This window comes from Peterkaempfera podocarpi (assembly GCF_042466665.1).
GTDB lineage: Bacteria > Actinomycetota > Actinomycetes > Streptomycetales > Streptomycetaceae > Peterkaempfera > Peterkaempfera podocarpi.
Map to the genome: position 1 here is coordinate 7,991,523 of NZ_CP162102.1, position 23,603 is coordinate 8,015,125.

25 protein-coding genes and 1 pseudogene are annotated in these 23,603 nt (G+C 69.7%); 15 read left to right on the forward strand and 11 right to left on the reverse strand.

What is annotated here, in order from left to right; all coding sequences use genetic code 11:
- Positions 1-216: 216 nt before the first annotated feature.
- Together AB0761_RS34795 and AB0761_RS34800 are read left to right on the forward strand one after the other, a co-directional pair.
- The gene (locus AB0761_RS34795) at positions 217-1,392 is read left to right on the forward strand and encodes a teichoic acid biosynthesis protein C (RefSeq protein ID WP_377273247.1); all 1,176 of its coding nucleotides are present in this window, start codon (positions 217-219) and stop codon (positions 1,390-1,392) included.
- A 157-nt stretch (positions 1,393-1,549) separates the two neighbouring features.
- Positions 1,550-1,669, forward strand: a complete 120-nt coding sequence (locus tag AB0761_RS34800) for a hypothetical protein (RefSeq protein ID WP_377273248.1) — start codon at positions 1,550-1,552, stop codon at positions 1,667-1,669.
- Between the two features lie 133 nt (positions 1,670-1,802).
- Here AB0761_RS34800 and AB0761_RS34805 read toward each other — a convergent pair whose 3' ends face one another.
- Positions 1,803-2,420 carry a TOPRIM nucleotidyl transferase/hydrolase domain-containing protein gene (locus tag AB0761_RS34805; RefSeq protein WP_377273249.1) on the reverse strand — a complete coding sequence of 206 codons (618 nt, stop codon included), beginning with the start codon at positions 2,418-2,420 and terminating at the stop codon, positions 1,803-1,805.
- 533 nt (positions 2,421-2,953) lie between these two features.
- Between AB0761_RS34805 and AB0761_RS34810 the strand changes: the two genes are divergently transcribed.
- The 4 genes and pseudogenes from AB0761_RS34810 to AB0761_RS34825 all read left to right on the forward strand — a co-directional run.
- Positions 2,954-3,592, forward strand: coding sequence for a DUF6230 family protein (locus AB0761_RS34810; protein WP_377273250.1), 639 nt, complete (start codon positions 2,954-2,956; stop codon positions 3,590-3,592).
- 54 nt (positions 3,593-3,646) lie between these two features.
- Entirely contained in the window at positions 3,647-5,677 is a 2,031-nt protein-coding gene (locus AB0761_RS34815; RefSeq protein WP_377273251.1) for a DUF6114 domain-containing protein, read from the forward strand.
- A 233-nt stretch (positions 5,678-5,910) separates the two neighbouring features.
- Positions 5,911-6,429 carry a hypothetical protein gene (locus AB0761_RS34820; RefSeq protein ID WP_377273252.1) on the forward strand — a complete coding sequence of 173 codons (519 nt, stop codon included), beginning with the start codon at positions 5,911-5,913 and terminating at the stop codon, positions 6,427-6,429.
- 270 nt (positions 6,430-6,699) lie between these two features.
- Positions 6,700-7,236: pseudogene (locus AB0761_RS34825) on the forward strand (hypothetical protein); the annotation flags it as partial.
- A 117-nt stretch (positions 7,237-7,353) separates the two neighbouring features.
- Here AB0761_RS34825 and AB0761_RS34830 read toward each other — a convergent pair.
- The 4 genes from AB0761_RS34830 to AB0761_RS34845 all read right to left on the reverse strand — a co-directional run bounded on the left by AB0761_RS34830 (position 7,354) and on the right by AB0761_RS34845 (position 10,347).
- Entirely contained in the window at positions 7,354-7,497 is a 144-nt protein-coding gene (locus AB0761_RS34830; RefSeq protein ID WP_377273253.1) for a hypothetical protein, read from the reverse strand.
- Between the two features lie 147 nt (positions 7,498-7,644).
- Positions 7,645-8,055 (reverse strand): SgcJ/EcaC family oxidoreductase, encoded by a 411-nt coding sequence (locus AB0761_RS34835; RefSeq protein ID WP_377273254.1) that lies wholly within the window; start codon positions 8,053-8,055, stop codon positions 7,645-7,647.
- Positions 8,056-8,348: 293 nt separating this feature from the next.
- Complete coding sequence (locus AB0761_RS34840) at positions 8,349-9,341, reverse strand: leucine-rich repeat domain-containing protein (RefSeq protein WP_377273256.1); 993 nt, start codon at positions 9,339-9,341, stop codon at positions 8,349-8,351.
- Between the two features lie 109 nt (positions 9,342-9,450).
- Positions 9,451-10,347 (reverse strand): helix-turn-helix transcriptional regulator, encoded by an 897-nt coding sequence (locus AB0761_RS34845; protein WP_377274484.1) that lies wholly within the window; start codon positions 10,345-10,347, stop codon positions 9,451-9,453.
- 226 nt (positions 10,348-10,573) lie between these two features.
- Here AB0761_RS34845 and AB0761_RS34850 point away from each other — a divergent pair, with 226 nt between their 5' ends.
- From AB0761_RS34850 to AB0761_RS34860, 3 genes are read left to right on the forward strand one after another with little or no spacing between them, the layout of a single operon-like run.
- Entirely contained in the window at positions 10,574-10,897 is a 324-nt protein-coding gene (locus AB0761_RS34850) for a carboxymuconolactone decarboxylase family protein (protein ID WP_377273257.1), read from the forward strand.
- Positions 10,898-10,927: 30 nt separating this feature from the next.
- Positions 10,928-11,770, forward strand: a complete 843-nt coding sequence (locus tag AB0761_RS34855) for an SDR family NAD(P)-dependent oxidoreductase (RefSeq protein WP_377273258.1) — start codon at positions 10,928-10,930, stop codon at positions 11,768-11,770.
- A gap of 46 nt (positions 11,771-11,816) precedes the next feature.
- Positions 11,817-12,230: a cupin domain-containing protein gene (locus AB0761_RS34860; protein WP_377273259.1), complete on the forward strand. Its 414-nt coding sequence runs from the start codon at positions 11,817-11,819 to the stop codon at positions 12,228-12,230.
- A 143-nt stretch (positions 12,231-12,373) separates the two neighbouring features.
- Here the strand turns inward: AB0761_RS34860 and AB0761_RS34865 are convergent, their stop codons facing one another.
- On the reverse strand, positions 12,374-13,294 hold the full coding sequence (locus tag AB0761_RS34865) for an NADP-dependent oxidoreductase (protein ID WP_377273260.1): 921 nt from the start codon (positions 13,292-13,294) through the stop codon (positions 12,374-12,376).
- A 188-nt stretch (positions 13,295-13,482) separates the two neighbouring features.
- Between AB0761_RS34865 and AB0761_RS34870 the strand changes: the two genes are divergently transcribed.
- The 3 genes from AB0761_RS34870 (at position 13,483) to AB0761_RS34880 (ending at position 15,373) form a co-directional block, all read left to right on the forward strand.
- On the forward strand, positions 13,483-14,085 hold the full coding sequence (locus tag AB0761_RS34870; RefSeq protein ID WP_377273261.1) for an HD domain-containing protein: 603 nt from the start codon (positions 13,483-13,485) through the stop codon (positions 14,083-14,085).
- Between the two features lie 418 nt (positions 14,086-14,503).
- A complete protein-coding gene (locus AB0761_RS34875) occupies positions 14,504-15,157 on the forward strand; it encodes a VC0807 family protein (protein ID WP_377273262.1) in 654 nt (217 codons plus the stop codon).
- A gap of 54 nt (positions 15,158-15,211) precedes the next feature.
- A complete protein-coding gene (locus AB0761_RS34880; protein ID WP_377273263.1) occupies positions 15,212-15,373 on the forward strand; it encodes a hypothetical protein in 162 nt (53 codons plus the stop codon).
- A gap of 92 nt (positions 15,374-15,465) precedes the next feature.
- On the opposite strand, the gene AB0761_RS34885 is transcribed toward AB0761_RS34880, so the two are convergent.
- Both AB0761_RS34885 and AB0761_RS34890 read right to left on the reverse strand, forming a co-directional pair.
- Entirely contained in the window at positions 15,466-17,091 is a 1,626-nt protein-coding gene (locus AB0761_RS34885; protein ID WP_377273264.1) for a GMC family oxidoreductase, read from the reverse strand.
- 72 nt (positions 17,092-17,163) lie between these two features.
- On the reverse strand, positions 17,164-18,600 hold the full coding sequence (locus AB0761_RS34890; RefSeq protein ID WP_377273265.1) for an aldehyde dehydrogenase: 1,437 nt from the start codon (positions 18,598-18,600) through the stop codon (positions 17,164-17,166).
- A 1,515-nt stretch (positions 18,601-20,115) separates the two neighbouring features.
- On the opposite strand from AB0761_RS34890, the gene AB0761_RS34895 reads away from it, so the two are divergent.
- Positions 20,116-20,292: a hypothetical protein gene (locus AB0761_RS34895; protein WP_377273266.1), complete on the forward strand. Its 177-nt coding sequence runs from the start codon at positions 20,116-20,118 to the stop codon at positions 20,290-20,292.
- Between the two features lie 53 nt (positions 20,293-20,345).
- Here the strand turns inward: AB0761_RS34895 and AB0761_RS34900 are convergent, their stop codons facing one another.
- Together AB0761_RS34900 and AB0761_RS34905 are read right to left on the reverse strand one after the other, a co-directional pair.
- On the reverse strand, positions 20,346-20,552 hold the full coding sequence (locus tag AB0761_RS34900) for a hypothetical protein (RefSeq protein WP_377273267.1): 207 nt from the start codon (positions 20,550-20,552) through the stop codon (positions 20,346-20,348).
- A gap of 59 nt (positions 20,553-20,611) precedes the next feature.
- The gene (locus AB0761_RS34905) at positions 20,612-20,812 is read right to left on the reverse strand and encodes a hypothetical protein (protein WP_377273268.1); all 201 of its coding nucleotides are present in this window, start codon (positions 20,810-20,812) and stop codon (positions 20,612-20,614) included.
- Between the two features lie 83 nt (positions 20,813-20,895).
- Here AB0761_RS34905 and AB0761_RS34910 point away from each other — a divergent pair, with 83 nt between their 5' ends.
- Both AB0761_RS34910 and AB0761_RS34915 read left to right on the forward strand, forming a co-directional pair.
- Positions 20,896-21,855 carry a multiprotein-bridging factor 1 family protein gene (locus AB0761_RS34910; RefSeq protein WP_377273269.1) on the forward strand — a complete coding sequence of 320 codons (960 nt, stop codon included), beginning with the start codon at positions 20,896-20,898 and terminating at the stop codon, positions 21,853-21,855.
- A 359-nt stretch (positions 21,856-22,214) separates the two neighbouring features.
- A complete protein-coding gene (locus AB0761_RS34915; RefSeq protein WP_377273270.1) occupies positions 22,215-22,856 on the forward strand; it encodes a TetR/AcrR family transcriptional regulator in 642 nt (213 codons plus the stop codon).
- Between the two features lie 105 nt (positions 22,857-22,961).
- Here AB0761_RS34915 and AB0761_RS34920 read toward each other — a convergent pair whose 3' ends face one another.
- Positions 22,962-23,597: a maleylpyruvate isomerase N-terminal domain-containing protein gene (locus tag AB0761_RS34920; RefSeq protein WP_377273272.1), complete on the reverse strand. Its 636-nt coding sequence runs from the start codon at positions 23,595-23,597 to the stop codon at positions 22,962-22,964.
- Positions 23,598-23,603: the final 6 nt, after the last annotated feature.

The following is a 23,603-nucleotide window of genomic DNA, read 5'->3' on the forward strand; positions in this document are numbered from 1 at the left end:
GACTCTCTCTCGGCTGGTGATGGTCACACCCCTTACCTGGGCGGCGATTTCGGCGAACGGATCAACCCCGCGCCGGCGGGGAACACCTACCGCAGTCACAGCCGCAGCAACGGCTGGAGGAGCGGGCCAGGGGCCAGGACTGTCCCGCCTGCTGGGCTGTGGCCTTGAGCAGCCGAGGGTTGAGTGACACCGCACCTGTCGCTTGGATAGGGCTCCATGACCCACGACAGGCTCTTGCGCCCCAACCGCCGCTCCCTGCTCGCATGGAGCGGCGCCAGTGCCCTTACCGCCGCGACCGTATCTCTCGGCTCCGGGGCGGCCTCAGCTGCTACCTCTCCTGCGGCAGGCTCTGCCCTGTTGGTGCCCTCTCCCCGGCTCGACCTGAACAGTGCGTCAAACAACTGGATACGCGAGAAGGCCACCCGCGATGCCACCATCATCCAGTCGTTCGGCTACGACAATGCCAACCGCCACATCTACCTTGCACAGGTGACGCAGGGAGGCCTGAAACTCACCGGGGAGTCCGCCACGGTAAGCAGTGCAGACCGAAACCTGCACGGCGACCTGACCATCACCCAGTGGGACATGACCGGGAACATCCTCGGCTACATGTATCTGCGCGGCTTCGGGCATGGCATGAGCTTGGGTGTCGAACCGGTTGGCGGCACAGCCTGTCTGTGGACGGAGGTCGACGCCGTTCCGCTGAGTGACGGCACCAGTCGCGGTACTCGCCTGGCACGCTTCCCGTTCGTCAACGGCCAGGTACTTGACTCCACTTCATCCACCCTCGCCACCTACACACCCGTCCCGGGCTCCACGATCAACACCGCCGGCATCGACCCGGTCTACGGTCGACTCGCCGTCCGCTATCACGACACCGACGGCGTTGTGAAATACCAGGTGCACGACCTTGACCTGGCGCGCCTCGACATCTGGAGCGAGCCGCTCGCGAGCATCAGCGAGCCGGACATCACCGCGATCCCGGGATGGCCCCTCGCCACGTACGGCCACCCGTCCTTCCAGGGCTATGCGGTCGTCGGACGTTACCTCTACATGCTGCACGGCAACGCCTACGGCACGACCGAGAACATCGACGGCCAGGACGTGGTGATCTCCCAGCCCAATGTCGGCAACACGTTCATCACCTCTGTGGACCTCACCACAGGCGCCCTCTACCCCGCCCCACCCTCCCCCTTCACAGAGAACGTCAATCCCCTGGCCACCGCAGCCGCGTACACACTGGACTACCGCGAACCCGAAGGTCTGGGGGTCTACATTCCGGACCTCGCCCAGCCCGGCGTATTCAGTATCGGCATGGGTTTCGCCTCGGGCCCGAGCGGCGCACGCCTGGCAACCATCTACGGCAAGGCCGGGCTCATTCAACCCTCGTGATACGCAGCAGGTACGACCAGGGGCCCTCTCGGGGCAGGGGCATCGCATGAAGGCGATCGACGATCGACCGGGTCTGTCGGACTCCGCCATGACGTGATGTCACGCGTGGTCCGTCCAGGCCGCAGGGCTGGTGCGGATCTGCCCCGACAGCGCCACTGTGCTCGACCCCTTCACCGGTAGCGGCTGCACGGGCGTCGCCGCCCTGCGCGAGGCGGGGCAGTGCGTCGGGGCCGAGCTGTTCGCGTACGACGCCGAAGCCGCCGATCGAAGGCTGTGAGCGGAGGGTCGGCTGTCGTGGCCCCTGCCCCGCGCCCGTCCCGGAACTCCCGGAACTCCCGGGACGGGCATCGCGGGCGCAGCGCAGGCGGGGCCGAGCCGTGCAGCGACAAGGGACTTGATCAGCGTTCCGGTCACAGGATCGCGAGCAGACCGTCGAGGGGAGCAGGTATCCGCTCGGAGTCGAGGGCCTCGGCCAGGAGGCTGCCGTAGCGGATCTTGCGCCCCTTCTTCGTACCGAGGAAGCGCCGCATCTGCTGCTGCGGAAGCCGGCCCTGGTGCGCAGGTTGGCGGACGAAGGTCTGCCAGGCCTGGAGGTCGCCCTCAGCCTGGACGATCTCCTCCACCTGCGCCACGCCCAGTGCCCGGATGAGTTCGTCCTCCAGGTCCGCCACACACACAAAGAACCCCTGGCGCGGCGCACGGGCCCGCTCGAGACCGCGGTCGTAGAAGCCCCGCTCGCCCACATCGCACAGTCCGGTGAGGCGCAGACCCAACCCGGGCGGCCCGAGGAGGGCGGCATAGCGCCCGACGCTCATCGCCCCGCCCATGGGCATGACGCACACCCCCTCGGCGGGCAGGTCCCGGCCATGGCGCGCGGCCAGCGTCTCAACGGCCGCGAGATCGCTCGGCCCTTCCAGCAGCACCGCCGTCCGCACACGCAGCCGTACGGCCAGCTCACCCGCTGGCCCGCCGGGGCCGCCCGCCGCCCAGTCGGTGACCGCTTCCCGGAACGCTCCCATATCCGCCATGCGGCGATTGTGCACCTGCGCGCGCAGGCGCGGTGTTGAGAGGCGGCGGCCGCCCACGTCCCCGGCCCTGACCGGCCCCCGATGCCGCGCCCGGGGCTGCCGCGCTCCGGGAGCCGCATCAGCCCTGAAGAGCGGTGTTGTCGGGCCGCGCGACACCACTGGCAACGGCAACCTCATGAGGCGGGCCCGGTCGGCGGACCGGTGCCGAACGGACCGACCGACGCGTCGGCTGAAGAGGCGGTCCCCGGCGGTTCCGGACCTCCGGGGACCGGGCTGCGGCGTGTGCTGAGCGGATGCCGGACGACATACGGTGCTGCCCGCCCGGACAGCACCGACCTGCGCTTTCTCCGCCCGGCTGCGCGGGGGCCTGGCTGATCGGGTGATCTTTATGTCGGATTATCGGTTGCAACGGCTCGGCTACCGGGTGGACGCCGGACCGGATGCAAGCCTGGTGGTCGCGGATCCGAGGGGGCGCCCGAACGCCTCCGAGGGCTGCGGCACGAACACATCACGCGGCCCCGGGGAGAGAACCGATGTCCGACCGAACCCTCCAGACCCAGGGGCCCGGCCGGACCAGGTGGCGTCGGGTGGCCCTGGTGATGCTGCCCACCCTGACCGTCTCCGGCTGTCTGTTCGGCGCCATGGCCAACGGTGCGCTTGCGGCGTCGTTCGGGGTCTCGGCCAACTCCTTCACCGTCGCCGGGACCAGCTTCCAGATCTCCGCACGCCTGCTCGAAGGCCGGGGACTGGAGCAGTTCGGCACCGTCGACCGCGGCAAGCGCGATCTGTACCCAGAGGCGCTCACCGGCATCCGCCAGGCGGAGATCTACGACCTCTGCCAGTCGGTGGTGCAGGACGTTCCGATCCTCGGCCCGGTCACCCTGCGACTGACCGCCGGGCGCGGCCCAGAGCCGGTGCACGCAGACCGCCTGGTGGCCGACCTCCACCGGCTGCGCGGAGACACGGTGTTCCGCAACATCAACTTCGGCCAGGACGCCTCCACCCTGACGGAGTTCCCGGGGCTGCGGGGTCCGTCAGGCGCCTTCGCCGAGCAGGCGTCCGCCGTGACCATCACGCACCTGCGCCAGGACACCCGCTCCCTCAGCGCGGCGACCATGCGGCTGCCGGGGCTCGAAGTCCGGGTGCTGCGCGGGGATCGCTCCTGCTACTGAGCCGACCCCCCACCACAGTTCCGGCAGAGTCGACCCTCCTCGGGGAGCCGTCAGATGAGCGATGTGCACGCAGGCGCAGGGATCGGTTGGCGGCCACCGCTCCGGTCCTGGTGGCGGAGCCGACCGGGGTGGGCCGGAGTGTGGACCCTGGCGGCCGGAGTCGAGATCTTCTCCGTTCCGTGGGCACCGCTGTCCCTGATGATCCATGAGGGAGTCGCCGGTGTCTCCGGGATCCTGGTGGGCGTCTTCCTGGTGGTCCTCGGACTCGCACTCTGGCTCGCCCCCGGCCACCGGGCCTTCGCCGGGATCGCCACCCTGGTCCTCGCCGTCGCCTCCCTGGTCCTGTCCAACCTCGGGGGGTTCCTGCTCGGCTTCCTCCTCGCGGTGCTGGGCGGTGCGATGGCGGTCGGCTGGACACCGGACCGCCGTCCGCCGACCCCCGCAAGCGGTACGGACGGGCCGGACCCGTCCCCCGGCGGCGGAGGGCCCGGTGGGACACCCGACCTGCCGGACGTTCCGGACGGGCCGGGAGGTGTGGAGAGCGACCCGGAGGATCAGGACGGGCCCCCGGACACCGAGGCGACCGCGGCGCACAAGGGGCCGCGGGCATCCGCCGCCAGGCCGTCCCGGTCGGGTGGCGGCCCGCCTACGCCCGCCGTCCGGCCTGAACGGGGCCGCGGTGTGCGGGCCAACCGCCTGCTGGCCATCGGAGTGCTGCCGGCCGGTGCGCTGATCGCCACCGGACTGCCGTCGCTGCCGGCCGCCGCCCGCGTGCCGGCCGGCTGGACCGGTTCCCTCGGCGGCGGCGAGGAGCGGTACGCAAGCCCGGACCCCCGGCTGTGCCCGCTGTTCGACGGTCTGCTCGGCGCCGGCCCGGCCGGGGGAGCAGCGGCTGCGCCGCACCGAGGCGCGCACCCGAACCCCCTGCCGAAGCCCGCGCACCCGCCACTCACCACCGTGTCCCCGGTACCCGGGCAGCGCGTCGACGAGTCGGCCGCGCGGCCTTCGGTCGCCCCCGGGCCGGTTCCCGGTCCGGCCGCCCCCGGGGCGGTCAGGGGCGGTGGGCTGCTCGGCGCGGTCAGCGGGCTGCTCGGCCTCGGGCGGACCCCGCCGCACACACAGGCGCCGCAGTCGTCCGAACCGGCACCGCCCGCAACGCCCGGCCACGCCGTGGCCGCTCGGCCCGCGCCCGCCGCCTCCACCACCCCGGCTGCACCCGCCACCCCGGCTGCGCCCGCCGCCTCCGCGAGCCCCGCGCACGTACCGGCGCCGGTGCGGCACCCGCAGACGAAGCCCCGCACCGGGCCGGACAGTTCTGGCGCCCCGTCCACCGAGCCTTGGCCGCGCTCCCACGTGGAACTGCCCCTTCCCTCGCTCCCCGCGAACAGCGGGCTGGGCCGGGTGCTGTCGGTGCTCCCGCCGCGCCTCGACCTGAAGAAGCGGTCCACCCCCTCGCGCTGGTGCCTGACGTCGGTCCCGCTCGGCCTGTCCAGGGACGCCGAACGCTCCCGCGTCCGACCCGCCGCTCAGCCCTTCCGGCTCGGAACCCCTCTGCTGGTCCTCACCGGCCTGACCTTCCACGGCATCACGGCGGTGCCCACCCGGTTCGGCCCGCAGCGGGTCCTGGTCTTCACGGCCCATCGGCTGGACGCCCTGACCCCGCAGCAGACCGCGCCACTGCTGGCGCCCGACTGCGGCCTCCGCCAGGGGTGGCACCCGCCCTATCCGGCGTTCCACGGGATCCCCGGATTCCCCCTGCCGCTGCTCGGCATGGGCATTCCCGGCATCGGTTCCATCGACCGCGGCGCACCCGGCCCCTGGTACCCCTGCCAGGGGAGGCTGGAGGCCGACGGCCCTCCAGGAAGCGCCGTTGTCGCCGACGGCGGTGTCCTGCTGCTCACCAGGGTGCTGAGCGGAAAGCTGCTGGGGCTGCTCCCGGTGACCTTCACCCCCGACATGCCCCCACCACTGCCCGTGGGGCTCACCATCCCCATCCCGCTCTTCTTCACCGATGTCGTCGCCTACAACCTGTTCGTCCGGGCCGGCCGGTTCGTGCCCGCCGAGGACGAACGCGTTCTGCTCTGAGTCCGCTGTCAGAACCGCTGCCGCCCCTGCGCCCGGCCCTCGTGCCGACCGCCTGCCCGACGGCGCGTCGGACGCGTGGACCCCGGCGGCGCCGAAACGTCAGCCGGTCGCCGGCGGACGACAACTGGCGCCGACGGGCAGCACGGACGACGCCGTGACCGCCGCGAGACGGAGGCGGCAAGCCCTGAGGCGGAGGCATGATGGTTCCCGCTGCCCGAGTAGGGTTCAAGCCCATGGAGAAATGGGGCGCAAGTCTGTACGGCGATCCGTGTGACGGCTGCGGCTTCAGATGGTCGCTGACCCCGCCGGAAGCCATCCGGATCGTGGAGGAACTTCCGGCTCGCTTCCGGGCACTTCTCGCGGGGTGCACGGGCTATGAGCGGCACCCGGATCTGGCCTGGACGCCCGCGGCGTATGTCAGCCACGTCACCGACAACCTCCGGAACTGGGCCGAACGGCTCGCTGGAGCTCGGCTGTCCGGGGCTGTTGACGTGCCCGGCTACGATCCGGAGCTCGTCGCGCAAGGCCGCCACTACAACGAGATCGCTCCCTCCGCGGCCCTGTGGTCGCTGGAACTCGCGGTGGATGCATGGGCGGCATCGGCGGCGGCCGCGCTTCACGCCGGCGTTGTCCTGAGGCACGCCACCCGCGGAGTCCAGCGTGCGGAGGATGTCGCCCGCAACAACGCCCACGACGGGCACCATCACGCCTGGGACATCGAACGCATCCTGCAGTACACGGACGCCGGGTGAGAGCCGGGTCGGCCGCCGCGTGATCGATCAGCGATTGTGGAGACCTGCAGAGCACGAAGTCCACAAACTCCAGACCCGGCCCTGAAGCCGCCCGCACCGGACTCGCCTCACACGACTGACAGGCAACCGCACCACGGTCACAGCGGGATACCCGTCATCCTCGGCCCACGCCCGAAGCCCCCACCGGGCGTATCCTCAACGCCGAACCCGCATGAGGAGGCCTGTGCCGGGGTTCGCGGAGCGATTCGGACCGTACTCGGAGGTGATTCGGTGACCACCCGTCCCCTGCTTCTCCTCGACATCGACGGCCCGCTCAACCCCTACGCCGCCCCGCCCCACCGCCGACCCGAGGGCTACCAGACCCACCGGATGAAGACCGACTCATGGGTCGCCCGCCATCGCAAGCCTGCCGCCCATGTGAGGCCGCTGCGGGTGTGGCTCAACCCCGACCACGGCACGCAGCTCCTCGCGCTGCCGTACGACATCGTGTGGTGCACCACCTGGATGCACGAGGCCAACGAATGGATCGCACCGCAGCTCGGCCTCCCCGACCTGCCGTACATCGAGTTCCCCGCCGCCCAGCTGCTGAGCTACCCGAACGACGGCACCCACTGGAAGACCCGCACCGTCGTCGACTACACCGCGGGCAGGCCGTTCGCGTGGGTCGACGACGAAGTCAACCAGGCTGACGAGGACTACGTCACCGCCCATCACACCGGCCCCGCGCTGCTCCACCACGTCCACCCCGCCAAGGGCCTGCTCCCGGACGACTTCGAAGCGCTGGCAGCCTGGGCGGCCGGTCCTGCCGGCCGCCAACGGGGCTCAGCCGGGGAGGGCGGGACCGTGACCGCTACGCCCGTACACGGCGACACATCCGCCAACTCGGACGATGCAGTGCCCTGGGCGGTCGGGCGCCCGTAGGACTCACCCTCGGAAGCGTGACAGTTCTGTCTGCACACGGCGTGTGCCCAGCGTACGGCGGCGCGGCCACAACAGCCGGGCGGCCAGGAAGAACACCGTGCCCTCCCGGATGTCGAGCGCGGCGGTGCGGGGCGCGATGGTGTCCACGTGAAGCCCCCGGTGAGGTCGATCTCTGTGGAGACCTACGTCTGTCAGGGGCTTCACGCGGTTCGACGGAAGGGTCCGGACATCGGGTTCAGCGGTGTCGGACCCCTGCGCCACGGCACACGATCACTGCCGGTTGCGGGGAAGGGTTCACTGCCCGGGCGTCAGCACCGGGCTGTTGTGATACGCGGCGATCAGCCACCGGCCGTCCCGCTTCTCCAGAACCCAGGTCGCGTTCACCTTGCCCGTGTCCGGAACCTCGGTCTGGCCGGCGAAGAGGATGCCGGATTCGCTGACGACGATCGCGGCGTCCTGGCCGACGAATCGCAGGCTGAGCTGCTTGTTGTAGGTCGAGCTGCCCTTGAGCGGCCCCTCGAAGGCCAGGGCCATGCTCTCGCGGATCACGTCCCGGCTGTCGCGCAGCGAGCCGGTCATGATGGCGGTCGCATCCGCGGTGTAGTCGGCGACCATGCGGTCGGCGTCGCCGGCCTCCCACGCCTTGTAGGAGTCGACCAGTACGGCCTGGATGGCGGCCTCGTCCTGCGCGCGGCTGTCTGACATTGTCTTCTCCCTTGTGATCGGTTCGCCCGGGGCATCGCGGCGAACTCGTCAGTACATACCGGCGGTGGGGTCGGAACTCATCGCACCTGCGGCAGAAAAGTTCTGAGGCGTGCTCGACAGAGCGAGGCCGCCGTGGCAGTGGACCTGTGAGCAGCGGATCTGCAGGTTGCTGGGGTGGGTCTCGACGACGGGCCGACCAGGACTGATGCGTCCTCAGGTCACGGGATCGAATGAGGCGGTGCCGTGGTCGGGGCCTGACCGCCGACGTCGGCTGCGACGGTGGCGGTGGCGGTTCAGCCGGCCGGGGCAGACGGTGCATGCCTCAGGCGGCGGACCTCGCTGCGGCCGTGGCCATGCTGTGCAGACTGGACGTCCAGGGACCCGCCTCGTGGGACGCCCGTCGATGCGCCCACCATGGACAGCACCGAGCCCGCCTCGTTGGGTATGCACCAGGGATGACTGTGCCGGGATTGCCGGTCAGTCCCAGTCGGGCGCCGGTTGGTCGACCCTGCCGCCCGTGTGGGGGAGCCGCACGTAGTCCTCGGCGCCAGGGGGAGGGCGGAGACGCATGCCGGCGAGCAGGCGTTGACCAGGAGGGGCAGGACATCGGTGGCCACCCGTAGGGAGATCCACACCTGGTGGAGCCCGCCCTGCTTGATCGGCCGGTCGCAGACGCTGCACCCCCGTATCGTTGTGGTCCCCCAGCGACGGGGATCAAGCTCGGCCAGTTCAAGGCCGGCGACCGGGCCCTGAGAGGGCTGGAGGCGGGGGAAGGGCGGTCGGAGCTTGTAGTTCCCGAACAGTGCGCGAGTGCTCACCGTGCTCCGGACCAGCCTGGAGCATCTGGTGATCTCGAAGGGAAACCAGTGCAGCCGGTATGAGGTGTAGGGGCTGAACTCCTCCAGGCTGGTCATCGCCCCGATCTCGGGCGGTATCCGGACCAGGTTGCTGCCGTAGAGCACGAAGTGCTTGACCGCGGTGAGCTTGGCGATGCTCGGTGGCAGGGTGATGACCTGCCGCCGTTCCTCGGCGCTGAGCTCGACCAGGGGGCGGAACTCCTCCCGTCCGTCGTCCGCCGCCTCGTCGATCAGCTCCAGCAGACGCTGCCACCCGGCGGCCGAAGTGTCCTGGCGGTCAGGGTGGAAGCTGACACGGGCTTGCGGACGCGGCTTGGTCTGGTTCAGGCACCTGCACACATCCTGGTAGTGGTCGCCCCCGCTGGGCGCCGGGTTCGAGGCGTCGACCCACCGGTTCCCGAAGAGTCTCGGTTCTCCTGCATTCACCATGAGGGTCAAGATACGGACTTCCAGCTGGTCAGCCCTATGCCGTACCGACAGTGTGGGCGGCTTCCGGCAGTTCGTCGGATTCGCACCGGCCGAGGGGATCTCGTTGAGGTCAGGAGGGGGTCCTGCTGTCGGACTGTTCTGCGGTTGCGTTCTCGGTGGCGGCCCAGGCGGCCAGGAGTTGCAGGGTGTCGTGGTCGGGGGTGCCCGGGACGGTGCTGTAGGCGGTGAGGGTGAGGCCGGGCTGGGCGGGCAGTTCCATGGCGTCGAAGTCGAGGTGGAGGGTCCCGACTGCGGGGTGGTGGAAGGACTTGCGGCCGGTGTGGTGCAGGCGCACGTTGTGCTTCGCCCAGGCGGTGCGGAATTCCTCGCTGCGGGTGACGAGTTCGCCGATCAGTCCGGTGAGGTCGTTGTCGTGCGGGGCGCGGCCGGCCTCGGTGCGCAGGAGGGAAACGGTGGTGTTCAGGGACTCTTCCCAGTCCGGGAAGAAGTCGTGGCCCCGGGGGTCGAGGAACTGGAAGCGGGCGATGTTGACCGTCCGGGTGGCCCTGTCGGGGAACAGCGGGGAGTAGAGGGCGCGGCCGAGCTGGTTGGTGGCCAGGATGTCGAGGCGGCCGTTGCGGATGAAGGCCGGGGAGCCGGTCATGGAATGCAGGACGCGCAGGACGCTGTCGGGCAGGGGGCCGCGGTTGCGTCGGGTGCGGCGGGCGGGGCGATTGGCGGCGGCGCGGGCCAGGTCGAAGAGGTGGGCGCGTTCGGCGTCGTCGAGCTGGAGGGCGTTTGCGACGGCGTCGAGGACTTCCTCCGAGGCGCCTGCGAGGTGGCCGCGTTCCAGCCGGACGTAGTAGTCGATGCTGACGCCGGCGAGCAGGGCGACTTCTTCCCGGCGCAGCCCCGGCACGCGGCGGTTGCCGCCATAGGCGGGCAGTCCCGCCTGCTGCGGGGTGATCTTGGCGCGCCGGGAGGCCAGGAATTCTCGGATGTCGCTTTCGGTGCTCACACATTCCAGGCTAGGCCGGACGGCTCTTGTGAGGGGGGTCCTGTCAGTACCTGTAACGGCAGTGCCTTCCCGGCGCATGTGACCTGCGGTTTCCTCGATAACGGCAGCCGTCGCCGAAGCCGTCGGGCCGGGCGGAGCACGCAGTGCCGCGGCTGCCGGGAGACCGCTTCCGCCGGACAGTGGGCTCTGCCGTTCCATCCCGTTCCATCCAGTTTCCGACCGAGGAGTTGCCCGTATGCCCAAGCAGTCCGCACCCCAGGAGCTGGCCGGGATCGCGCCCAAGCTCGTCGAGGTCACCGACGATGTCCTGTTCGCGGACATCTGGGAGCGTCCCGGGCTCTCGCCGCGCGACCGCAGCCTGGTCACCGTCAGTGTCCTGGCTGCGCTGTACCGCAGCGAGCAGCTCGGCTACCACCTGAACACGGCCCTGAACAACGGGTTGACCGTGGAGGAGCTGTCCGAGGCCATCACCCATCTGGCCTTCTACGCCGGCTGGCCCAACGCCATGACCGCGATCACCCGGCTCAAGCAGATCGCCGACGAGCGCGACGCCGGCTGAACACCCGCACTGATCGGAGCACCACCCCTCATGAGCAAGGTCTTCTTCATCACCGGCGCCGGGCGCGGCCTGGGCGCCGATATCGCCCGGCAGGCCCTCGCCGCAGGGCACCGGGTCGTCGCCACCGGCCGCCGCCCCGCCGACATCGCCGAGGCGCTCGGCGGCGAGCAGGACAACCTGCTGGTCACCGCCCTGGACATCACAGACTCTGCCGCCGCGCGTGCGGCCGTGGACGCCGCCGTGGACCGCTTTGGCCGTATCGACGTTCTGATCAACAACGCCGCCAACTTCTACGCCGGCTTCTTCGAGGAACTGTCCGAGGCCCAGGTACGGGCCCAGGTCGAGACGAACCTGTTCGGGCCGATGAACGTCACCCGCGCGGTCCTGCCAGTCATGCGCGAGCAGCGCTCCGGTCACATCATCACGGTCTCCTCGCTGGCCGGTGTGGTCGGGGTCGACTTCTGCGTCGCCTACTCGGCAGCCAAGTTCGGCGTCGAGGGCTTTATGGAGGTGCTGCGCCACGACGTCGAGCCGTTCGGCATCAGGACCACGATCGTGGAACCCGGGTTCTTCCGTACCGAGCTGTTGGTGGGCGCCTCCACCACCTACGCGGACGGCTCCATCGCCGACTACGCCGAGCGCACCGCCGCGACCAGGAAGCAGTGGGAGTCGATGAACGGACAGCAGGCCGGCGACCCCGCCAGGCTCGCCGACGCCCTGCTCGAGGTCGCCGCCCTCGACCAGCCCCCGCTGCGGTTCGTGGCCGGCGACGACTGCCTCGCCGCCGTCGAGGCCAAGGCTAATGACCTGCTCGCCCAGGTCGACGCCTCCCGCCAACTGGGCTCCGGCCTTGCCCACGACGACGCTGCCTGACCGGCAGTACCCAGCTCGCAGCATCCGCGCTCTCAGGAGAGAAGTCATGGAACACATCACCGGCACCCCGACCCTCAAGGCTCCGGCCGAGCGGTTCACCGGGGACGTCTACCTCAACATGATCGAGGCTCCCGCCGAGCCCGCCCGCCTGGCCGCGGCCCTCGTCCGCTTCACCCCCGGTGCCCGCACCAACTGGCACTCCCACGCCCCGGGGCAGACCCTCCACATCACCGACGGCGTCGGTCTGGTCGGCACCCGTGACGGCCACGTCGTCCGCGTCACCGCGGGCGAGACGGTGAAGTGTCCCGCAGGCGAGGAGCACTGGCACGGGGGCACCCCCACCACGCTCATGGCGCACCTCGCCCTCGTCGTCGGCGACGGAAGCGGTGACGGCACCACCTGGCTGGAGCCGGTCACCGACGAGCAGTACGCCGCGGCCCTGACGGCCGTCGGCGCTTGACTGGGCCACCCGAGGGATCACGGTCCTGTCGGTATGAGGGGCCGGCCCGGACAACTGGTGTCCGGGCCGGCCGGCGGCGCCGTCGGCCCCGGCGGTTCGGCTGATCCGGTGCCCGGTGCCCGGTGCCGTGCTGTGCTCTCCCGTCAGTCCTCCGCGACCCGAATGATCGTCTTGCCGGGAGTGCGCCGGTCGGGGGCGAATGCGGCGGGCGCTTCGGAGAGCGGGCGTACGGCCCCCACGATCGGCTTGAGCCGTCCGTCCCGGAGTCGCTGGGCGAGGTCCGCGAGCCGGGCGCGATCGGGTTCGACGACGAAGAAGACGGCTCGCCCGTCCTTCGGCCGGACCGTCGGCGGCACGGCAATGGTGACCAGCGTGCCGCCGGCGCGCACCAGCGCCGCCGAGCGGTCCAGAATCCCGCCGCCGATCACGTCGAACACCACATCGACCTCGCCGGCCTCCTCCAGCGGGTCGGCCTGCAGGTCCAGGAAGGCGTCCGCGCCGAGACCGAGTGCCGTGTCCCGGTCGGCAGCCCGGCCGGTGCCGATCACCCGGGCTCCCGCCTCACGCGCGAGCTGCACCGCGATCGACCCGACACCGCCCGCGGCGCCATGGATCAGGACGGTCTGGCCTGTCGTGAGCCGGGCGTGGTCGAAAAGGCTCTGCCAGGCGGTCAGCCCGGAGATCGGCAGCGTGGCGGCCACGGTGTGGTCGACGTCCGCCGGAAGGGGAGCCAGGTTGCGGGCCTCCACGGCGGTGTACTCGGCCAGTGATCCGTTTCGGGTCCAGTCGGTCAGTCCGAACACCCGCTGGCCGACGGTGAGGCCGGTGGTTCCGTACCCGAGCTCGGCGACCACACCCGACAGCTCGTGCCCGGGCACGCTCGGGGTGCGGTCGCGGCCGGCGCGGTCGGACCACGTCCCCGGCCAGTCGAGCTCTCCGGGGGTGAACCCGGCGGCATGCACCCGAACGATGACGTCATTCTCAGCGGCGTGGGGGTAGGGCATGTCCGTCGGGGAGAGTCCACCGACGCCGGCGTCACGGTCTCGGACGGTGATGGCTTGCATGAGAGATCCTTGCTGCGGCGGGTCTTTCGACGGGAGCACCCGGCTGCCCGCCGGGCTTCTGTCGCGGTCAGGCAGGGAGCCGGCGACTCACTACGACCCATCTCAACCCCTGGCTCGCTGTGGAGCCACCGCAAAGATGGTCGCGGCGTGCGTGGCTTGCCTGCGGCGGTAGGCCGAGGATGGCCGGTATGACCCTTGACGAACTCGTGGTGCCGGATACCGCGGCGTCGGCCGCAGCCCTTGAAGTCGCACGTGCCTACCACTCAGCCGCGTTGTTCAACCATTCCCTGCGCGCCTATGTATGGGCGGCGGCCCATGGGATGGAGCGCGGCATCCGCTTCGACCCGGAACTGCTGTATGTGGCCGCGCTGTTCCACGACATCGGCCTGGCACCGGAGTTCGACAGCCACACGGTCGCGTTCGAGGAGGCCGGCGGCCATGTGGCGCGGGTGTTCGCGGCCGGGGCCGGGTGGCCGGCGGAGCGCCGCGTACGCCTCGCGCAGGTCATCGTCCGGCACATGTGGCCCGACGTGGACGTGTCCACAGACCCTGAGGGGCACCTGCTGGCACGGTCGACCACCACGGAGATCACCGGCAGGCACGCGGACGACTTCGCACCCGCTTTCAGGGCCGAGGTGCTGGAACGTTATCCCCGGCTCGATCTCACCAGCGGGTTCCTGGCGTGCTTCGAGGCCCAGGCGGAGCGCAAACCGGACAGCTCGGCCGCAGGCGCGGTGCGTACCGGCCTCAGCGCCAGAATGGCGGCCAACCCGCTGGATGAGCTGCACTGATCTTCGTGTGGTCCATGAAGCCCGGGCTCCGATCCGGGCGTACGGCGAACCACCGGCAGTGTCAGCACCATGGAAGTACCGAGCTGTGTGAGTGTGCCGTCCCTGCGGGCACCCGAGGCTTCGCAGCGCAGCCCCTGGTGCGCCCCGCACATTCCCGCTCTCACCGGCGCAGCCCTGGCCCGGGCGGCGTGGTTCGGCCGGGGCTCGTCGGTCGCGTCCAGGGTCTGCCTTCTTCAGCTCGGCGTCACACCTGAGGGCCGCCTGGGGGTCTGTCCTGGCCGCGGTCAGCAGCGGCATCGGCAATTAAGACACCACGCGTATCCTACTTGAGGATGAGGGGGAGCCTCTGAATGACTGGATAAGCTACTGGGCGTATCGTACGGACGGCTCGGGCCGCTGGATTGCGAAGGCTGCAACGATGGACAAGCGTGCGCTCCTGGTGGGGTTGTTGTGGGACGTGGGCCTGCCGGCCGCCGTCTTCTATGGCGGTCGCGCCGTCGGCCTCTCCACTCTGTGGTCCTGTGCCGCCGCGGCACTGGCGGCCCTGACCCGAGTGGTGTGCGTCGCCGCTGTGCGGGGTCGGCTGGACGGGCTGGCGGCTTTCGTCGGAGCCTCCTTCACCGTGGTGCTGGTGATCACGCTCCTCACCGGCGATCCGCGGATCCTGCTGGCCAGGGAGTCGATCCTGTCCGGCACTGCGGGCCTGATCCTGGTCGGCTCGTGCGCGATCCGGCGGCCGGTCCTGTACGCCCTGGTCCGGCGCGCCATGGCCGGTGACGAGAGGCGGCTGGCCGGCTGGGACGAGCGGTGGCGAACCCAGCCGTCGTTCCGTCGGCACATCGTGGTGCTGAGCAGCGTGTTCGGCAGCGTTCTGCTGGCCGACTCCGCCCTACGGCTGCTGCTCATCGCCCTCCTGCCTGTCGACACCGCGGCCGACTGGTTGCCCCTCCTACACCTCGGCACTGTTGCGCTGCTGGTCGGTTGGGCCCTGTGGTACCGCACTCGGCGGCTGAGGGCCGCAGCGGCCGCCCCCGCCGCAGCACCACGACCTCAGCGGCTTCGCACGCACTGAGCAACCACCGCACAAGCCACCCCCCGGACGTGGGGCTTTCGAGATCGGAGAACCATGGTCATTCGTCTGGCCGTTGTAGGTGCGGCACTCGTCATCGGAGGACTGGTCAATGTGACCGGATTCGGCAGGGTCACCCTCCCGCTCGGCGTGGTCGCGCTGGTCTGCAGTGGGATTCTGCTGGTGGCGCGGAACCGGAACTCCTCGGGGCGACGGTGAAGGAGCATCGTGACGGTCGTGACGCCCATCTCGGCGTCGCGGGTCAGGCCGAGGGATTTCAGCTCAGCGCACTCGCCGGTGTCGCTGCCGCATCATCCGGAGGTGGTCTCCGCGATCCGCGCGGCTGCCTTTTCGGCGATCATGATCGTCGGTGCGTTGGTGTTTCCACTGACGACCGTCGGCATGACCGAGGCGTCGACGACGCGGAGTCGCTCGACTCCGTGGACCTCCAGGTCCGCGTTGACGACGGAGTCGTCCCCGGTTCCCATGGCACAGGTGCCCACCGGGTGGTAGGCCGTGGCACTCCACCTGCGGGCGTGCTCTTCGAGCGCCGCGTCGTCCATGCCGTCCATGCCGACCCCACCATCGAGGTCGTCACTGGCCGGCAGGTACGCCCGCGCCAGGTGTGCTGCGAACGGTGCGCAATGGGCGATGCCGATGACAGCTCTGAGTCCGGCAACCAGGACCGACATATCCGCGGGCACGGCGAAGTACCGGGGGTCGATCCGCGGTGGGGCCTGCGGATCAGTCGAGGCGAGACGGATGGTGCCGCGAGTCTGCGGGTTCAGGGGGTAGCAGTTCATGGTGAACACCGGCCGGTCAGGTACTTCCTCACCATTGAGGATGAGCGCTGTGGCTCCTCCCACCAACTGGACGTCAGGACGGCCGCCGCCGTCCGTGACATTGAGGAATGCGCCGACCTCGCCGTAGTTGGAGGCGAAGGGCCCGTCGCCGTGGGTGCGCCACCGTTCGAGGTTGTCCGGGGTCAGCAGGTCCCGGACGACGTCAGTGGAGTCCCGGGTCTCCCACACAACGGGAACCATCACATGGTCTTGCAGGTTCCGCCCGACCCCCGGCAGCGGGACGCGGACGTCCATCCCCACAGCGCGCAGCTCGACGGGATCGCCTATGCCTGACAGGAGCAGCAGCTGGGGTGAGTTGATGGATCCGCCGCAGAGCAGGATCTCCCTTTCGGCGCGAGCCGCCCGCTCCTGTCCGTCCCGGAGATACGTGACGCCGACCGCCTGTGATCCGGAGAGTGTGATCTTCGTTGCCGTGGCGCCGGTGCGTACCGTGAGATTGGGGCGGTCGAGGGCCGGGTGCAGATAGGCGTCGGCCGCGGACCACCGTCGCCCGTGGCGGCATGTCACCTGGTACAGGCCGGCGCCGGCAGGGGACGCACCCGCGAAGTCGTCGTTGTGGTCCAGTCCCCATGCCACGGCGGCGTCCAGCCAGCACCGCGAGAGGTCATGGGTGTAGGCGCGGTCCTCGACGTGCAGGGGTCCGTCCACACCGTGGTAGGGCTCGCCGAGGCGGCTGTTCGACTCGGACTTCACGAAATACGGCAGGACATCGTCGTAGCCCCAGCCTTGCGCACCGTGCTGGTCACGCCAGCCGTCGTAGTCATGCCGGTTGCCCCGGATGTAGATCATGACGTTGATGGATGACGAGCCGCCCAGTGTCCTGCCGCGGGGCCAGGCGAAGGTGCGGCCCGGCCGGGACTGCTCGACCGTCCGGTAGCCCCAGTCGGCAGGCGATCCGAAGAGCATTCCGAGCGCGGCCGGGATGTGGATGAGCTCGTCGGTGTCGGGGCCGCCCGCTTCGAGGAGCAGCACGCGGACGCGGTCGTCGCGGCTCAGGCGGTCTGCGAGCACACAGCCGGCGCTGCCGGCACCCACGATGACGTAGTCGAATCCTTTGGTTCCGCTGGAAGTCATGCTGTGTCCTCGCACTGCGCACGGCCGTCGCCTGAACTCGTCAGAGCCGGGGACGGATGTCCGCCCGTCGCATCAGGGGTGGTAGATCGACTGGACTTGCTGGTATGCCTGAAGCCCCTCGGGGCCCAGTTCGCAGCCGAGTCCGCTGTCCTTCCAGCCTCCGTAGGGGGAGGCGAGGTCGGGCAGATAGCCGTTGAGCCCGACGGTGCCGGTCCGGAGACGGCGGGCCACCTGGGCACCGTGATCCACGTCCGTGGTCCAGACGGTGCCGGCGAGACCGTAGGCCGAGTCGTTCGCCAGGCGCACGGCCTCGTCCTCGCCGTCGTAGGGCGTGATGGTGAGGACCGGGCCGAAGATCTCTTCCCGCGCGACGGTCGATGAGTTGTCGACGTCGGCGAACACCGTGGGTTCGACGAACCAGCCTCGATCGAGGCCGGGCGGCGGGCCTCCTCCGGTGGTGAGCCGAGCCCCCTCGTCGAGGCCGGTCTTGATGTAACCCAGTACACGGTCGCGCTGGCGCCGGCTGACGAGTGGGCCGATCTGGGTGCCGGGGTCGAGCGCGTCACCGACGACGGCGTTGCGGGCCATCGCCGTACAGAACTCGACCACTTCCCGATACCTGCTACGGGGGGCCAGGATCCTGGTACTCGCGTAACAGGTCTGACCGTTGTTCAGCAGACTGGCCATGAAGAACTGCTCCGAGTTTGCGGCGAGGTCGGCATCGTCAAGGACGACGGCGGCCGACTTGCCCCCGAGTTCCAGGGTGACCGGACGCAGCAACTCGGCACATGCGGCGGCGATGTGGCGTCCCGCTCTGGTGGATCCGGTGAACGACACCTTGTCGATGCCGGGATGGGAGACCAGATACGCGCCGGTGTCGCGATCGCCCGGAACGATGTTGATCACACCGTCGGGCATGCCCGCTTCCTCGACCGCCTCCGCCAGCAGCACCGAGTCGAGGACCGTCTCCGGCGCCGGCTTGAGGACGAGCGCGCAACCGGCCGCCAGAGCCGGGGCTGTCTTGAAGAAGCCGATGGTCTGAGGGAAGTTCCAGGTCATGATGGCGGCGACGACGCCTGCGGGTTCCCGGCGGACCAGGGTGGCGCCACGGGGCAGTCCGGAACGCAGTTCCTCGCACGGCATGCTGTCGGCCAGACCCGCGTAATAGCGCAGCAGGGCTGAAGGGACCGCACCTTCGAAGAACCGGGCGACAGTGATCGGCATGCCGTTCTGCGCGCTGACGGCCTCGGACGTGGCCTCGCTCCTGGCATCGAGCCCAGCCGCGAGACGGGTCATGGCCGCCGCGCGACGTTCGGTGCCCCAGGAGGCCCAGCCGGTCGGTGCGTCGAATGCGGCACGAGCGGCCCCGACGGCCTGGTCGATGTCGTCCTGGGAGCCGTCCGGCACGGCACCGAGGTGATCGCCGGTACTCGCGGACACGGCGTTGATGAGGCGATCGCCGGACGCGCGCTGCCAGCGTCCGCCGATGAACAGATGGTTGGGATCCATGGTGAGCTCTCCCCACGGCATGGCCTTGGGACCACGGCACTCCGTGCTGTTCGATATGTGGATGACCAGCGGGCGCGAGGGTGCTCAGCGCGGTACGCAGGCCGCTGATGGTCATGCGCTGCTCCAGATGCGGCCCGGCGCGTCGAACCCGCGGGTGGGCCACATCTGCGACGCCCCCTGGAGCTGGTGCCGGACTCGCGAGGAGCGCTTCATGCTTCACAACTCAACAAACGCGACATTACACCTGTCTGGGGTAATCCTCACCAGATAGGAGGAATATCGGCAGGAAACCTTTGATTGCCGCCCGCCCCATGAGGCAAGGCCGGGCCGACGGCTCAGGACCTCACATGACGCCGGTGGGCATCGCGGGCGGCAGACCGGGCCCTGGTGCGCGGCATCGCACCATGAGCAGGACGCCTCAAGGGGGGAAGCGCCTCATGGGCGCATGGGGCGGAGCCGCGGCGGAACAGCGGACACCGCTCCGGCGTCGATGCCTCATGGAAAGCGGTCCCGACCCATTTTCCAGCCGTGGACACGTCCACACGTCGATCAGTGCGGTACTCCGTCACGCCGGGCTGAGGGACAGGTGCTTCACGGAATTTGTCTCATTCCTCGACGATCTCAGGGCGGCGCTCACGAGAGGCATGTGCGAGGAATTGATCACCTGATGCGCCGAGGTGATCGGTACAGTCCAGCCGCCGCGCGAGCGGGCCTGAAACGTGATCGACGTCATTGTCGGGCTCCCTCGGCAAGGCCCGGGAAGAGGGCGCGTCAAACTCGCGAAATCCCTGGGTGTCGGTCCCCTCGCGGCACGCCAACGACGCCCGGGCCTTCACGCATGAGCGGCCTTGTGGACCCCCTGCTGAGCTCAGCCTCACTGTCAGCCTGCACGCTGTACGTGACCCCCATCGCACCACTGTGACGGATGGGGCGGGAGACACGAGCTGAATTCTCTCAGCCGGGCTCAGCAGGCCTACTCGGAGACCATCAAAGGATCACGCGCAACGGTACGCCCTCCGCATGCCTTCCCGAAACCAATCCACAATCTGAGCTTTGCTCGGCGACTCCTCGTCTGACACGGGCGACGCCCGCCGGTTGGCTAGCGGTGCATTCAAGGCACGCAGTGCTGACGGTGCTTCCGGAGGGCGGCAGGCACGCGGATGCTGCTCGCGCAGCGCACGGTTGCCGTACACGGCTTCCCGTAGCCGAGACCCCTTGTAGGCAGCCAGGACCGGTGAGAACCTTATTGCTCTCTAGGTGGCTCAAGTTCGCTGGGGGGATACATGGCGAATCCGCGAAAGTTGGCCAGCGGGACCGGGTGGCTTCTTGCCTCGGCTACTTCGGCGGCCATGGCAGCGGCGTGGAAGCTTGTCGGGGGTTCCCACAAGGCCTCTAACGAGGCCTGGAAAGCTGCGAAAACAACCTTCGATATGGCCAAGGAAGATCTGCGTCAAGGACTGCAAGGCCAGTAGGCGGCAGGCCAATCAGGATCCGGCGAATCCGGGAGGGGAGACCATGGCGAACGCCAAAAAGATCTCAACCGGCCTGCTCACGGTGACTTTGGGTCTCGTGACGGGAACGGTGGCCCTTGTAGGGAAGGCGTTCGGCGCACCCTCCGGCCACACCATGGACGGCCTGAAGCTCGCCAAGGACACCATCAAGGAAGGCTTGAAAGAGATCCGAGAGGGATAGTTCGGACTCGCGGGCCGAGGCACTGACGCCGGAGCGGTACAGCGTCGGGGTCCTCAGACTGCGTCGTCGACCACGGCCACGCCCGACACCGGACACTCCGGCCCACTCATCGGCCCCAGGGTCCGGTGTACAGCAACCCGCCCCGCCGGCACCTGCACATAGCGGCGGCACTCCGGGTTGGGGCACTCGATCACCCCAACCCCCGACAGCACACGGTGCACCACGTTCAAGTCGCTCGTCAGGATCACGTCGGCTCCCATGCGGTTCAGGATGGCAGAGCCCCGGCCGCTCCCACCGTGGCCCGAGTACGACGCGGCGCTCACCGCCGCACCGCGCACGAGCAGCCGTCGACCGTGCAGGCGCACGGGATGTCCACGCACTCGCCGACGATGCCGTCCGGCCAGAAGCCCATGCCGCCCGGGCACTGCTTGTGCCGGCCGCTCCGGCAGGCCGGGGCGGTGTACGGCGCAGTGCGCGGATCCCAGGCCGTGCGGCCCGGCGGCGGGGGTGCGAGGTCCATGCTTACAGCCTGTCCCCGTGCGGTCACTCGCAATATGCGCGAACGCGTCACAACGATTGACGCCCAGCGTCAAGCTCGGAGCTGTGACGACGTCAATCAGCCGCGTTGACCGCACCGCCCGCCGCCGCGCCGAGCGCGCCGCCCGGGACATCCGTCTCCAGGCCCTGCCTGAGGCGCTGCCGCCCGCCGAGGTCGTCGACCGGATCCTCGCCGCCCTGCCCGACGTCCACCCGCTGGAGGCGCACCGGTGGGCCCACGGTTGGGATCGGGCTGAGTTGTCCGCCCGTATCGACCTCGCGTACCGGCAGGACGGCCTCTTGCCGCCGTCGGTCTCCGACGCGGAGTTGTGCCGGTGGGAGCACGGCCAGCGCCGGCCGTCGGACGAGCGGATCGACGTGCTGTGCCGGGTCTATTCCACGAGACCGGATCGGCTGGGGTTCGGCCGTGACTACAGTGGCGCCATGCTGGGACACCTTGAGCAGGCCGGGCTCGTCGACCTCTTCCCTCGCACGAATCTTGAGTCCAAGTCGGACCTGGTCTCGCGCATCCGTGGGGCGCGTGAGCGGATCACCATGTTCGGGCTGACCCGGAATTTCTACGGGTCGGATGAGCTGCTGCCTCTGTTCACCGCGAAGGCGAAAGAGGTCCCCATCCGGATCTTCATCATGGATCCGCACTGCGACAGTCGCCGTGACCGGTACCGGTTGGAGCCTGCCGAAGCTGCGATGGAGGACCCGGGCCGGTACGAGCGGGAGGTTCTGCGGCCTCTGGCGGAGGCGACTGCCGACGGTGATCTGAAGATCTATCTCTACAATTTTCCGTGCTCGTTCGCGATGGAGCAGATGGACGACTCGATCCGCGTGATGCTGTACGGCCACTCGAAGCGCGGCACCGACGGGCCGATCCTCACGTTCGACCACGGCACCGAGTACCACCGGTACTTCGCGGGGCAACTGGAATGGGTGCAGCGCCTCGCCGATGCGGACCCGGTGCCGGAGCCGTGGCGTTCCAAGGATGTCCGAGTCTGGCGCTACCAGGCCTGAGCGGCGCTGCCGCAGCCGATGGCGGCGCGAGGGCGGTGACCTGCGCGCCCCGTCTCGCTGACCGTCTGGCGGCCTCACAGCGTGAGGAGGTCGCCGTGCCGCCGGGTCGAGGATGTCTCGCTGCCCGCCAGGTCTGAGGGTGCCGTCGACGTGGTGGGTGTTCAGTCGCGTCCTGCACCGGCGAGAGCCGGGTGGGCGGCCGTGGCTCTCCGATCTCGAAAGCCTTGCGCCGAGGCGGTGGCGGACAGTGGATGCATTCATTACCTCACCGTAAGATACGGCATGTATCCTATGGCCGGTTGGGGTGTGGGGTTCTCGCCCCAGGATAGGATGCGGTTGGTATCCAATTGGGAGGACGTGTGACCACTGACCGCGACCCGGGATCCGGCGTCGTCACCGCCGAAGGCGGGGAGACCCCCAGGGCGACCCGCCGGCGCGGTGCCGAGCTGGAGCAGGCGATCCTCCAGGCGGCGGCCGAGGAACTGCTCGAGGCCGGATACCAGAACCTCACCATGGATGGTGTCGCCGCCCGCGCCGGCACCGCCAAGAACGTGATCTACCGGCGCTGGCCGAACCGCGCCGCCCTGTGCGTCGCCGCCTACCGGCGGATGCTCCCGTCCAGTCCTGCGGACGCCCCGGACACCGGTGACCTGCGCTCGGACGCACTCGCCATGCTCACCCGCGCCAACAACCGGCTGTCCTCGCCCGTGGGCAGGATCCTGCGTGAACTGCTGGCCGACATCCAGACCGACCCTGAGCGGATCCGGGAATTGCGGGACCAGGTCGGTCAGTTGAGCGCGGGCCCCTGGCTGACCGTCCTGGCCCGTGCCGTGGCCCGCGGAGAGGCCCATCCTGGTGCACTGGTCCCGAGGGTGGCCACCGTCGCGGTCGATTTGCTGCGCAACGAATACGTGATCCACGGGGCGACAGCCGTGCCGGCCCCCGTCCTGGCCGAGATCGTCGACCAGGTCTTCCTCCCTCTGGTGCGCGCCCTCCGGTGATCGACGGCCGGCCGTGGACTCGACGACCCCGGGGGCGCTGCGAGAGCCGGGTGCCAGCGACCCCCGCTGCAGCGGCGAGGGCAGCGCCCCTCGGCCGTGCGACCGTCAGATGGCGTTGACCGCCCCAGGCGCTCGTTCCACGCGGGCCAGCGCTCTGAGCATTGCGGCCTGGCCGTGGCGGCGGGCGGCGAGTCGGGTGAGGAGCACAAGCACGGGGTCGAACACGGCGTCCGGGAGCGCTTGCCCGGTGATGCCCACGCTGACGCAGAGGTCGTCCATGTGCACCGAGAGCTCCAGCATCCGTGTGACCAGGAAGTCGTCGAGACTCAGCGCCCATCCCGTCTGCGGCATGAACACGGCTTGATCGCCTGAACGCCCCGCCAGCGCGGCCTTCTGCCCGGCGAGCGCGGTGCGGGCACGCGCGGCCAACGACGATGCCCCGTCGGCGGCAATGCCCTCGCCATTGGCCCGGATCCCGGCGTTGACCTCACCGTCCAGCGGCGCATCGATCCATGCCGCTCGTGCGTAGTGCTCCAGGAGCGGGATCGGTGCCAGCGGCGAGTCGGGCTCATCCAGGGCCGAGTCGACGCTGAAGATCTGATAGGCGAGATGGCCGGACAGACCGCCGACCGTCATCTCGCTCAACGCGCTGGGTCGCTCCCATGCTGCGTCCACCTCGGGATTTTCCAGCAGAGCTGCCGCCTGACCCGCGGCGTCCAGGTAAGCATCAATGACCGTCATCAAGTC

What these genes read in the sequence shown, in the direction of transcription:
- AB0761_RS34795 (WP_377273247.1), top strand. Translation starts at nt 217, where the DNA reads ATGACCCACGACAGGCTCTTGCGCCCCAACCGCCGCTCCCTGCTCGCA.
- AB0761_RS34805 (WP_377273249.1), bottom strand. Translation starts at nt 2,420, where the DNA reads ATGGCGGATATGGGAGCGTTCCGGGAAGCGGTCACCGACTGGGCGGCG.
- AB0761_RS34810 (WP_377273250.1), top strand. Translation starts at nt 2,954, where the DNA reads ATGTCCGACCGAACCCTCCAGACCCAGGGGCCCGGCCGGACCAGGTGG.
- AB0761_RS34815 (WP_377273251.1), top strand. Translation starts at nt 3,647, where the DNA reads ATGAGCGATGTGCACGCAGGCGCAGGGATCGGTTGGCGGCCACCGCTC.
- AB0761_RS34820 (WP_377273252.1), top strand. Translation starts at nt 5,911, where the DNA reads ATGGAGAAATGGGGCGCAAGTCTGTACGGCGATCCGTGTGACGGCTGC.
- AB0761_RS34835 (WP_377273254.1), bottom strand. Translation starts at nt 8,055, where the DNA reads ATGTCAGACAGCCGCGCGCAGGACGAGGCCGCCATCCAGGCCGTACTG.
- AB0761_RS34840 (WP_377273256.1), bottom strand. Translation starts at nt 9,341, where the DNA reads ATGGTGAATGCAGGAGAACCGAGACTCTTCGGGAACCGGTGGGTCGAC.
- AB0761_RS34850 (WP_377273257.1), top strand. Translation starts at nt 10,574, where the DNA reads ATGCCCAAGCAGTCCGCACCCCAGGAGCTGGCCGGGATCGCGCCCAAG.
- AB0761_RS34855 (WP_377273258.1), top strand. Translation starts at nt 10,928, where the DNA reads ATGAGCAAGGTCTTCTTCATCACCGGCGCCGGGCGCGGCCTGGGCGCC.
- AB0761_RS34860 (WP_377273259.1), top strand. Translation starts at nt 11,817, where the DNA reads ATGGAACACATCACCGGCACCCCGACCCTCAAGGCTCCGGCCGAGCGG.
- AB0761_RS34865 (WP_377273260.1), bottom strand. Translation starts at nt 13,294, where the DNA reads ATGCAAGCCATCACCGTCCGAGACCGTGACGCCGGCGTCGGTGGACTC.
- AB0761_RS34870 (WP_377273261.1), top strand. Translation starts at nt 13,483, where the DNA reads ATGACCCTTGACGAACTCGTGGTGCCGGATACCGCGGCGTCGGCCGCA.
- AB0761_RS34875 (WP_377273262.1), top strand. Translation starts at nt 14,504, where the DNA reads ATGGACAAGCGTGCGCTCCTGGTGGGGTTGTTGTGGGACGTGGGCCTG.
- AB0761_RS34880 (WP_377273263.1), top strand. Translation starts at nt 15,212, where the DNA reads ATGGTCATTCGTCTGGCCGTTGTAGGTGCGGCACTCGTCATCGGAGGA.
- AB0761_RS34885 (WP_377273264.1), bottom strand. Translation starts at nt 17,091, where the DNA reads ATGACTTCCAGCGGAACCAAAGGATTCGACTACGTCATCGTGGGTGCC.
- AB0761_RS34890 (WP_377273265.1), bottom strand. Translation starts at nt 18,600, where the DNA reads ATGGATCCCAACCATCTGTTCATCGGCGGACGCTGGCAGCGCGCGTCC.
- AB0761_RS34895 (WP_377273266.1), top strand. Translation starts at nt 20,116, where the DNA reads ATGGCGAACGCCAAAAAGATCTCAACCGGCCTGCTCACGGTGACTTTG.
- AB0761_RS34900 (WP_377273267.1), bottom strand. Translation starts at nt 20,552, where the DNA reads ATGGGAGCCGACGTGATCCTGACGAGCGACTTGAACGTGGTGCACCGT.
- AB0761_RS34905 (WP_377273268.1), bottom strand. Translation starts at nt 20,812, where the DNA reads ATGGACCTCGCACCCCCGCCGCCGGGCCGCACGGCCTGGGATCCGCGC.
- AB0761_RS34920 (WP_377273272.1), bottom strand. Translation starts at nt 23,597, where the DNA reads ATGACGGTCATTGATGCTTACCTGGACGCCGCGGGTCAGGCGGCAGCT.